At 42.8% G+C, this 10,788-nt stretch carries 9 protein-coding genes; 7 read left to right on the top strand and 2 right to left on the bottom strand.

The window, feature by feature from the left end; translation table 11 throughout:
- Window positions 1-27: 27 nt before the first annotated feature.
- The 5 genes from AC0L4E_RS00850 (at window position 28) to AC0L4E_RS00830 (ending at window position 6,262) form a co-directional block, all read left to right on the top strand.
- The gene (locus AC0L4E_RS00850) at window positions 28-2,256 is read left to right on the top strand and encodes a type I secretion system permease/ATPase (protein WP_473677590.1); all 2,229 of its coding nucleotides are present in this window, start codon (window positions 28-30) and stop codon (window positions 2,254-2,256) included.
- The gene (locus AC0L4E_RS00845; RefSeq protein WP_473677589.1) at window positions 2,253-3,566 is read left to right on the top strand and encodes an HlyD family type I secretion periplasmic adaptor subunit; all 1,314 of its coding nucleotides are present in this window, start codon (window positions 2,253-2,255) and stop codon (window positions 3,564-3,566) included. Before AC0L4E_RS00850 ends, AC0L4E_RS00845 begins: the two co-directional genes overlap by 4 nt.
- A 24-nt stretch (window positions 3,567-3,590) precedes the next feature.
- A complete protein-coding gene (locus AC0L4E_RS00840; RefSeq protein WP_473677588.1) occupies window positions 3,591-4,886 on the top strand; it encodes a TolC family outer membrane protein in 1,296 nt (431 codons plus the stop codon).
- A 1-nt stretch (window position 4,887) separates the two neighbouring features.
- A complete protein-coding gene (locus AC0L4E_RS00835; RefSeq protein WP_473677587.1) occupies window positions 4,888-5,523 on the top strand; it encodes an OmpA family protein in 636 nt (211 codons plus the stop codon).
- Between the two features lie 187 nt (window positions 5,524-5,710).
- A complete protein-coding gene (locus tag AC0L4E_RS00830) occupies window positions 5,711-6,262 on the top strand; it encodes a thioredoxin family protein (protein WP_473677586.1) in 552 nt (183 codons plus the stop codon).
- 95 nt (window positions 6,263-6,357) lie between these two features.
- Here the strand turns inward: AC0L4E_RS00830 and AC0L4E_RS00825 are convergent, their stop codons facing one another.
- Entirely contained in the window at window positions 6,358-7,302 is a 945-nt protein-coding gene (locus tag AC0L4E_RS00825) for a Ppx/GppA phosphatase family protein (protein WP_473677585.1), read from the bottom strand.
- Window positions 7,303-8,601, bottom strand: a complete 1,299-nt coding sequence (rhlB, locus tag AC0L4E_RS00820; protein ID WP_473677584.1) for an ATP-dependent RNA helicase RhlB — start codon at window positions 8,599-8,601, stop codon at window positions 7,303-7,305. It abuts the gene before it with no gap.
- A gap of 145 nt (window positions 8,602-8,746) precedes the next feature.
- On the opposite strand from rhlB, the gene trxA reads away from it, so the two are divergent.
- Window positions 8,747-9,073 (top strand): thioredoxin TrxA, encoded by a 327-nt coding sequence (trxA, locus tag AC0L4E_RS00815; protein WP_102529367.1) that lies wholly within the window; start codon window positions 8,747-8,749, stop codon window positions 9,071-9,073.
- Window positions 9,074-9,428: 355 nt separating this feature from the next.
- The gene (gene rho, locus AC0L4E_RS00810; RefSeq protein WP_473677583.1) at window positions 9,429-10,694 is read left to right on the top strand and encodes a transcription termination factor Rho; all 1,266 of its coding nucleotides are present in this window, start codon (window positions 9,429-9,431) and stop codon (window positions 10,692-10,694) included.
- Window positions 10,695-10,788: the final 94 nt, after the last annotated feature.

The raw sequence follows: 10,788 nt of genomic DNA, 5'->3' as shown, positions 1-10,788 counted from the left end.
AATGATGCCAAGGATAAGCAGTCAATAATGTCAGAAAATGAAAGCACTACTCAGCAAGTCAGTAATAATGAGTCATTAATCAGTTTACTCGCACTGATTAAGGAACATTTTGGCCTGCCTATTACGCTAGAAAATCTCTCTCAGATTGTGGCTTATTCAGCCAACGACAAAAATTCAACAGCATTAACTGAGCAAATGCCTCTGCTACTCAAACAGATCCAAATTGATAGCGCCTCACAGGCAGTTAACTTCAAACATATTGCCTTACCAGCCGTGTTAATAGGTCAAAGTAATCAAATCTATTTTGCGATAAAAAAGCAGCGAGGCGCTTTATTGCTGGTTGATACTCAAGGACAACAAACACAGCTTGATGAAAGCCAGTTTGTAGACCAATTCTCAGTAAAAAAAGGACAGCAGAAACCACATTGCTGGTATATCAAACCCATAGAACAATTAGATGAACGCGGCACAGAGCACCATAAAGATACCCGCAGACACTGGTTACTGGCAGCATTTGACGAAGTAAAACCCTTTTATGGCAGCTTTTTAATTGGCTCTTTAGCCATCAACTTACTGGCTCTTGTGACCCCATTATTTACCATGAATGTCTACGACCGCGTAGTACCCAACCAGGCCATCGACACCTTATGGGTACTTGCTAGCGGCGCTTCGATTGCCATCGTATTTGATTGGTTGCTTCGCCAAGCGCGCACTCGCTTAGCTGATGTTGCGGGTAAGCAAGTCGATATCAAACTGTCGTCGACACTATTTGAAAAAGTGATTGGCATGCGCCTCGAAAACCGCCCTGCATCATCGGGAGCGTTCGCCAAACAACTACAAGAGTTTGATAGTATTCGTGACTTCATCACCTCGGTTACGCTGGTTACAGCAGTAGACTTACCTTTCACCTTATTATTTTTAGTACTAATAGCATGGCTTGGCGGCGTAATGGTATTTGTACCATTAACCTGCATGATAGTGCTTATTCTACTCAGCGTATTTATGCAAAAGCGCTTATCCGTCACCATTGAAGAATCTTCCAAATTGTCGACTCAGCGCCAAGCGCATTTAGTTGAAAGCTTGAATATGCTGACAGAAATCAAACAAAATAATGGCCAAGCAAAAGCATCACGTATTTGGAATGAAACCGTTAGCAGCCTCGCTGATTGGCAAAATGAATCCCGCATCAGTTCCAACACCTTAAGCCACAGTGTGATGAACTGTCAGCAACTGGTATCCATTGGGTTGATCATTACTGGGGTCTATCAAATCCATCAAGGTAATTTGAGTATGGGTGGCTTAATCGCCATCGTCATGCTGAGTGGTAGAGCCTCTAGCGCCATCAACCAAATAGCGATGTTGCTGCTAAAATACCAGCAAACTCGCTCTGCTATTACTTCGGTCGAATCAATATTAGAGCTACCCCAAGAAAACCAACAACAGTCACTCAATGTGGCGCAGTTTCCTTTTAACGGTAGCTTGAACCTTCGCAGTGCTAGCTTTAGCTACCCCGAGCAACCATTGTCAGCATTTAATGATGTATCACTTGAGATCAAAGCTGGCGAAAAAGTCGGCTTTTATGGCCCTGCAGGCGCTGGTAAATCTACTCTCATGGCATTAATTGCAGGCCAATATCAGCTCAGTGAAGGACAATTATTTTACAACCAGTTAGAAGCTCAACAATGGTCAATTGCTCGACTGCGAGAGCATATTGGCTATATGGGACAACAGCCAAACTTAGTCTATGGCACAGTGCTTGATAACTTACTTTACGGTATTGGCCAAGTTGATGAAACCTTACTTGCTAAAACAATGATGAGTACTGGGATCGATAAGTTAATGGATAGACTGGGTAGTGGGTTAAATAGCCAAGTGGGAGAATTTGGTCGCCAATTATCAGGAGGGCAACGCCAAGCCATTGCCCTGTGTCGTACCCTATTGCGTCAACCAACATTGTTAATTCTCGACGAACCCACTAGCGCCATGGATGAACGCAGCGAAAACCAAATTATCAGCAGTTTAAAAATGAATACTCAAGACTGCACCTTATTGATTTCATCCCACAACCCTAAAGTTCTGAGTCTTTGTGACCGTATTATTGTCATGGACAAAGGTGTGGTTATCGGCGAAAAAACTGCAAGTGAATTACTTGAACCCAGTAAGCGTCGTATCAAGGCGGTCAGTGTCAGAAGTCAGTCAGATAAAAAGCTGGCTGATGAAAGCCTAAAACCTCAAAACAGCGAGGTGAAATCATGAGTGCCAATATGCATATCAAACACCTTGAAGGAGCAAAACGAGCCAACATCGTTATTTTACTGACCTTTGGGCTCATTTGTGCCACCGTTATTTGGGCTGCATTTGCAACCTTAGAAGAAGTGGTTGTCGGCCAAGGTAAAGTGGTTCCAGCTACCGCAGTGCAGCAAATAGAAAGCCTAGATGGCGGCAGCTTAAAAGAGATCCTTGTTAGAGAAGGCGACACAGTAACTGCTGGTCAAACGCTGCTTGTCATTGATGAGCTCAGATTTGCGTCAGCGTTTCATGAAGCAAGGCTCAACAGTTTTGCCCTTAAAAATCAGCTTACTCGACTCGAAGCTTTACTTGAAAGCGTTACCATTAATGACGACGAACCATTGTGGTTTTCACAAGTTCAAGTGGTTCCACAACAATTTGAAATCCTCGACCCTGCTGCCAATCGCCGTGCACAAGCCATCTATTCATCACAGCTTTCTCAGCTAGTCTCTCAACTGGACCAAACTGCGCAAATCGTTGAGCAAAAGCGCCAAGCCAAAGAAGAAGTGAATATCAATATTAATGCCCAGCGTAGCGGTCTCAATATGGCAAAACAAGAGATACGTATGACCCGTGAGGCAGTAGGTGAAGGCGCTGTTGCAGAGTTAGAGCTATTAAAACTTGAACGTGATGCAGTAAGGCTCCAAGGCGAATTATCAGCCTCACAAGCCAGTGAAAGACAGTTGCAAGCTGCAATAAGCCAAGCAGTCGCTGAACGTCGCAATGTGGCGCTCGATTTTGTCAACCGAGCCACTGATGAGCGCAATAAAACCAGTAATGAATTATCAGCGCTCACTGAGAATATGAAAGCTCTTGCCGACCGATTAGAACGAACTCAAATTACCACGCCAGTGGCTGGCAGCGTGTCGAATATATTGGTCCGCTCTGCAGGGCAAGTAGTAGAGCCTGGGCAAGTGATAATGGAAATTGTCCCGCAAGATGACCAATTAATTATCGAAAGCCAAATTGCCCCAAAAGATATTGCCTTTGTTCGCAAAGGATTAAAAGCCATGGTTAAGTTTACCGCCTATGACTTTGTCATATATGGTGGAATTAAAGGCGAAGTGATTTACGTCAGCCCAGATGCCCAGCAACTTGAAGATGGCACCACTTATTATGAAGCCCATATTCAAACGGACGAAAACCAACTTAATGGCTGGCCTATTATTTCTGGTATGCAAGCATCAACCGATATTTTAACTGGCAATAAAACCGTACTAAATTACTGGCTGAAACCGCTACTGCGGGCCAGAGCCAACGCGCTAAGAGAACCGTAAGGTAAGAAAAAAGGTAAGGATACTATGCAAAAACTGCTATTCATTTCTGCTTTAGTGATTTCAACTCAAGCCCAAGCGCTGACGTTGGAACAATCTGTTGCAGAGGCGATTAATCATCACCCAAGGTTACAGCAAAAATATGCCAGCTTTGAAGCGGCCGTAAGATACAAAAAAGCGGCTGTGGGCGACTACTTACCTCAAGTTAAACTCTATGGTGGAGTCGGCTATGAAGAAGTGCGCTATAACAGTGGCCAACGGGTCGATACCGATTTAAACCGCACCGAACTTGGGGTAAAGGTTTCTCAGTTGCTATTTGATGGTTTCAGAACCACATCAGAAATTGACCGCCTTGAATTTGAGCAAGAGGCTGAACGGTTTGGATTAATTTCAGAAGCTGAAAACTTATCGTTAGAAGTCGCCACCGTTTACCTAAACTTGGTGGAATCTAATCGTGTCGTTAGCCTTGCTGAGCGCAATATTGAAGAACATGAAGATATCTTGAAAGATATTATTTTGCGCCAAAGTAAAGGCTTAAGCAGTGAGTCTGATGTAGCGCAAGTCAAAGCCCGCGTCGCAACCAGTCAATCAGGCTACCTTGCAGCCCGAAATCAACAAATGGATTTACAGGCCAAATATTACGATCTTGTCGGTCAGCTGCCTGTCGAGTTACATGACGCCAAACCCGACTTCACCTATGTGCCGACTTCACTAAAAGTTGCCCTTGAGCAGGCCGTTAAGAATCACCCTGAAATTGATGCTGCCATCAATGACACTCAAGCGGCATCATCTCAATATGAGCGCGAAAAAAGTGATTACTGGCCTAAGCTTTCTATCGAACTACAAGCCAATAAAAATGACAATATCGGTGGTATTGAAGGCCCAGATGAAGATGCCCGCGCCATGCTAATGCTCAGCTATGATATCTATAATGGTGGCTCAACTAATGATCGAGCGGAAGCCGCGGCTTGGCAAGTACAACAAGCTAAATCTATTCGCCAACAAACCGAAAAACAAGTCATCGAAGGCACCCGCCTTGCTTGGAACTCCTATGAGTTTGTCGGCCAACAACGTAAGTTTTATCAAGTTAACGTTGACCAAGCCGTTCAAGCTGAACAAGGCTATCAGCGCCAATTTGAATTAGGGCGTCGCTCTTTACTCGATGTGCTCGATGCAAAAGTCGAAGTATACTTAGCACGTAAAAACTACCTCAGTGCCTACTACAACTACCATATTGCTTCTTATCGGTTAATTAATGCCACAGGCCAATTAATTGAGTCCTTTAGAGTCGACACCCCAACACAATGGCAAGAGGAGAAGTAACATGAAAACACCTTTCATTAAAGCAACTAACCTACTGCCATTGTGCATACTAACGATAACGCTAAGCGCATGTATCGAGACTCCGCGCCCTGCCTTGGTTGAGCAACAGAGCCGTGATTTAACCGACATCGATACTGACGGCGTAATCACTGCGCGAGATTTATGCTTAACCACTCCCGATGGATCGGTAATTAATAATGATGGCTGTGAAAGTTCAACCACAGTTGATAAAGAAGCCAGTCGAGTAGTGATGTTTGAGTTTGATAAACACACCTTAACCACCTACGAGTCAGACCGATTGGCTAAAATGGTTAATGCAGTTAAACATTACCCTGACGCCAAAATCTTTCTTATTGGCGATACCAGTCCAGAAGGCAGCGACGCCTATAACCATGAACTTGCTAAAAAACGCGCTGCTGAAATCACACGCTTAATTGTGTCGCAAGGTGTCAGCGAACAACAAATCACTTCACAGGTCTATTTTGAGTCGAATATGATCCCAGCAGCGATTAAGGGTCGTGAACATCGACTGGTTGCTGTAGCTAAATGGCAAGAATCCGGTATTGAAAAAGCTTGGCATATTTTTTCAACAGAGTCAGAGAAGAAAGCAAGCTCAAATAAGACGTCAGGTATATGATATAGAGACAAATTATTACACTTTAAATCTGTGTTATGAATGATTTGTTTAATGATGGGCGAGTTCAAAGTTATGTTTGAATTATCGCCCATCAGAGTGATCTAGCTAACACGTAGAGAATATTCAACTTCACTAACTTACGCCGAAATGATTGAATTATTGTATTCTTCATTCATGAGGCCTTATCATGCATAAAACCGTTAAAACATTATTAGCCACAACCGCCCTTTTCTTTGGCAGCCACTTGGCTGCAGGTTCAGCCCTTGCAAGCAGCGGCTGTGCGTTCGATGAAGAGCAGTCAGGCTTCATGGCAACATGCAGCGAGGAGAAACAAGAAGTGATTATCACGGGTATTGTTGAAGTTTCAGCATTAGAAAAAGATTTACCGGGTTACGCAGAGGAATATGAAAATTATCAGTCTGATGCGGCAACTATTTCGGCATTAAAAGCCATCACCACACCAACAAATGTTGTAGTGATTATTGGTACTTGGTGTCCAGATTGTCACCGTGAAACTCCACGTTTCATGCGTATCATCGAAGAAGTGGCTAACCCAAATATCACTGTGACCTACATTGGTGTAGATCGTAGCAAGCTTGATCCAGAAGGTTTAGCAGCTAACTATGAATTCAGCCGTATTCCTACTTTTATTGTTGAACAAGACGATAAAGAAATTGGCCGTATCATTGAAAGACCTGAAGTAACACTTGAGCAAGACTTACTGAACATCGTTAAGTAATTCATGCTTTAGCGGTAATAAACCTACATAAAAAACGGGAGACTCATATGAGTCTCCCGTTTTTATTTATCTTGTTTCAATCTTAACTGCTACAGCTAACTGCCTAGCTCACCTTCAACCACTCTGTCCGCCAGCATTTGCAGTACGCCTTCACGAAGTGCCCCACCTGATAAGTTGAGCGATTCAATATCCAATAGCTCAAACAAGGCGATTAAAATAGCAATGCCTGAAGCAAACGTTGGAGCTTTCTCTTCAGATAAGCCCTGAATATGATGCAAGCTCTCGTTTTTTTGCACTAATACTTCATCTCGAAAACGATACAGTACTTTCAAGGTTATGATTTCGGATAACTCACGATGATTTAACACTGAGACCACCGACTGCACTGCACCTGAAGCACCAACAACCCCTTGCCAGCCCAGTTCTCTCAATAACTCAGTATGAGGAAGTAATGCATTTGAAACGGCGGCTTTGGCTTGTTCGAAGTGGTGAATTTGATAAGGAACTTGATTGAAGAATTGCTGATTAAAGCGCACACAACCAAAATCTAAGCTGGTTTTAAATAGCACTTCATTGCCATTGCCAATAATAAACTCAGTACTTGCGCCGCCAATATCAATCACCAGCCGCTGACCATCGCCTTGGGTGGTTGCTGCCATGCCTTGGTAAATCAGCTCAGCTTCACGCAGACCGCTAATCACCTCAATAGGGTGACCTAATATCGGTAACGCACGTTGATGGAATGCTTCCGCATTGGAAATAACCCGCAGGGTTGCGGTTGCAAAGACAGCGACGTGTTGCTGAGCAACTTGATGCTTATCAAGCATGTCAGCAAACATCTGCAAGCAATCTAAACCTCGTTGCAAGACATCTTCAGCTAGGCGATTATCCTCGCCAATACCTTCAGCCAAACGCACTTTTTGCTTATATTTAGCAATAATCGTTGGTTGGCCATCCAATGTTTGGGCAACCAACATATTAAAGCTATTTGAGCCAAGCGTTATCGCGGCGTAACAAGGTAATGTAGCTGAACCAGTCATTTACGAGTGTCTGCGATTCCTTTGTGGTGGACGACCACCGCTACGGTGTGCACCGTTACGATTACCACCATCACGACCACGAGTCGTTGGGTGTTTACGATGAATACGCACTGGAGGCGGTAAATCATCAAGCAATGCTTCACGATCGTAATTTGTCACTGGAATTGAGTGCTTAATGTAAGTCTCAATTGCAGGTAAGTTCAATGCATACTCTTCACATGCAAAGCTCACTGACACACCTTTTTGACCAGCACGACCAGTACGGCCAATACGGTGAACATAGTCTTCGCAATCATCTGGTAGGTCGTAGTTATATACGTGCGATACATCAGAAATATGCAGACCACGGGCAGCAACATCAGTCGCCACTAACAAATCAAGTGCACCAGAAGTGAATTGCTCAAGAATACGAATACGTTTCTTTTGCGGCACGTCACCTGTCAGTAAACCAACACGATGACCATCACCTTCTAACCATGACCATACCTTTTCACAGCTATGCTTGGTATTGGAGAAAATAATGGCTTTTTCAGGCCAATCTTCTTCAAGTAAGGTCAACAACAGACGCATTTTATCTTCTGTTGATGGGTAGAAAATTTCTTCTTTAATATTCTTCGACGTTTTTTGCTCAGGTGCAATTTCAACTTTCTCAGGATCATTCATATGATCGTAAGCAAGCTCCTGCACTTTCATTGATAACGTCGCAGAATAAAGCATATTCAAACGTGATTTCGCATCTGGCATACGTCTAAACAAGAAACGGATGTCTTTAATGAAACCTAAATCGAACATGCGATCCGCTTCATCAAGCACTACCGCCTGAATAGAGTTCAGACTGATCACACCTTGGCGAACGTAATCAATAATACGACCTGTTGTACCGATAAGGATATCAACACCAGCATCAAGCACTTGACGCTGTACATCGTAACTTTCACCGCCATAAACGATACCGACTTTAAGGCCAGTATGTTTTTCAAGTAATTTGGCATCTTTTGCAATCTGAATCGCTAATTCGCGAGTCGGCGCCATGATAATAGAACGTGGCTGATTGACTTGTCGTCCTTCCGGAACGGCAACAGATAAAAGGTGGTTAAAAGTAGCAACCAAAAAAGCCATTGTCTTGCCAGTACCTGTTTGTGCCTGACCTGCAATATCTTTTTGTTGTAATAAAATGGGGAGAGATAACGCCTGAATTGGCGTACAAAATTCAAAGCCATTTTCGTTTAAAGCCTGAATTACCTCTGGTTTCAAAGGGAAGTCAGCGAACTTCTGGGTAGATAAATGTGTTTCGCTCATAGCTCAAGCATACTCGTTAAGTGTTGCAAAAAAAGACTCAATCGTTTGAAATAGCCCACACGTTTACTTGAAAACTATTTAACCGCCCCAATATACATGGTAAGCCATTAATAAACTAGCAATGGTGCCAAATCTGGAGATTTACATGAGCGATAAAATTGTATACCTAAGCGATGACAGCTTCGAAAATGACGTCATTAACTCAGAATTGCCTGTATTGGTAGACTTCTGGGCTGAATGGTGTGGTCCTTGTAAAATGATTGCCCCAATCTTAGACGACGTAGCTGAAGAGTACGCTGGTAAGATTACTGTAGCTAAACTTAACGTTGACCAAAATAATGTATCACCTGCTAAGTACGGCGTACGTGGCATTCCTACATTATTAATGTTCAAAGGCGGCGAGTTAGTTGCCACTAAAGTAGGTGCATTATCAAAAACTCAATTAAAAGAGTTCATTGACGCACAAGCTTAATCAAGCCTCTAATTAAAATCGCAGCTTATCAGTCTGGAAGGTGAATTTTATTCATAACGAGTTAACTCAGTTAGCTCGTTGTTGTTTATAAACTAACAATATTTAGTTAACTCAACCGACACACGACATGGCAAAGCCGCGCATTTTAAGCTTGAATAGTGATTATCGGCACAATATGTGAACAATTTGTGCCGATATTTCGCTAAAATTCTGGACGCCCAGTCCATATAGTGCTAATTTATTCAGCAGATTTTTTCAACTAAACTCCTACTCGCTTATCAATCACACTTTTCTACATTGTTATACCCTTTGATTGATTGCGGTAAGCATCGTCGCGTAATACAAGACCCCCAACATGAATTTAACTGAATTAAAAGACACGTCTATATCAGACCTAGTTTCACTAGCAGAAAGCATGAAATTAGAAAATATGGCCCGTGCTCGCAAGCAGGACATCATTTTCTCCATTCTGAAAGCCCACGCCAAAAGCGGTGAAGATATCTTTGGTGGCGGTGTATTAGAAATCCTCCAAGATGGATTTGGATTTTTAAGAAGTTCAGATGGTTCTTACTTAGCTGGCCCAGATGACATTTATGTCTCACCAAGCCAGATCAGACGCTTCAATATGCGTACCGGTGATACCATTTTTGGTAAAATCCGCCCACCAAAAGACGGTGAACGCTATTTTGCTCTGCTAAAAGTCAACGAAGTTAACTTCGACAAGCCTGAAAATTCTCGTTCTAAAATCTTATTCGAAAACCTTACCCCACTACATGCTGAAGATCGTCTGCGTATGGAACGTGGTAACGGTTCTACTGAAGACATCACTTCACGAATTCTTGATTTATGTTCTCCGATTGGTAAAGGTCAACGTGGTTTGATCGTTGCACCGCCAAAAGCAGGTAAAACATTACTACTGCAAAACATGGCGCAAAGCATTACCCATAACAACCCAGAAGTGGTGTTAATGGTATTGCTAATCGACGAACGTCCTGAAGAAGTAACCGAAATGCAGCGCATGGTTAAAGGTGAAGTTATTGCTTCTACTTTCGATGAGCCAGCATCACGTCACGTTCAAGTGGCAGAAATGGTTATCGAAAAAGCCAAGCGTTTAGTTGAACACAAAAAAGACGTGGTGATTTTATTAGACTCAATCACTCGTCTAGCACGTGCATACAACACAGTAATTCCATCATCAGGTAAAGTTCTTACCGGTGGTGTTGATGCTAACGCACTTCATCGTCCAAAGCGTTTCTTTGGTGCAGCTCGTAACATCGAACACGGTGGCAGCTTAACCATTATCGCAACAGCACTAGTTGATACTGGTTCTAAAATGGATGAAGTTATTTACGAAGAATTTAAAGGTACAGGTAACCAAGAGTTACACCTTTCTCGTAAAGCAGCTGAAAAACGTGTTTTCCCAGCGATTGATTTCAACCGTTCAGGTACACGTCGTGAAGAGAAACTCACCACGCCAGATGAACTTCAGAAGATGTGGATTTTACGTAAAATCCTTAATCCAATGGATGAAGTATCAGGTATGGAATTCCTTATCGACAAATTGGCAATGACCAAGACTAACGATGAGTTCTTCACCGCGATGAAACGCGCTAAGACCTAATAGGTTTTTAAAACAAAATTTAAAAATGCCGTTAACTCCATTGAGTTAACGGCATTTTTTTATGTAGAATCAGACGGATTTACTAAAAAGTTAA

This window comes from Shewanella sp. GJ50-10 (assembly GCF_055808815.1).
Note: the sequence above shows the minus strand (reverse complement) of the source record. Positions and strands in the feature narration are given on the sequence as shown.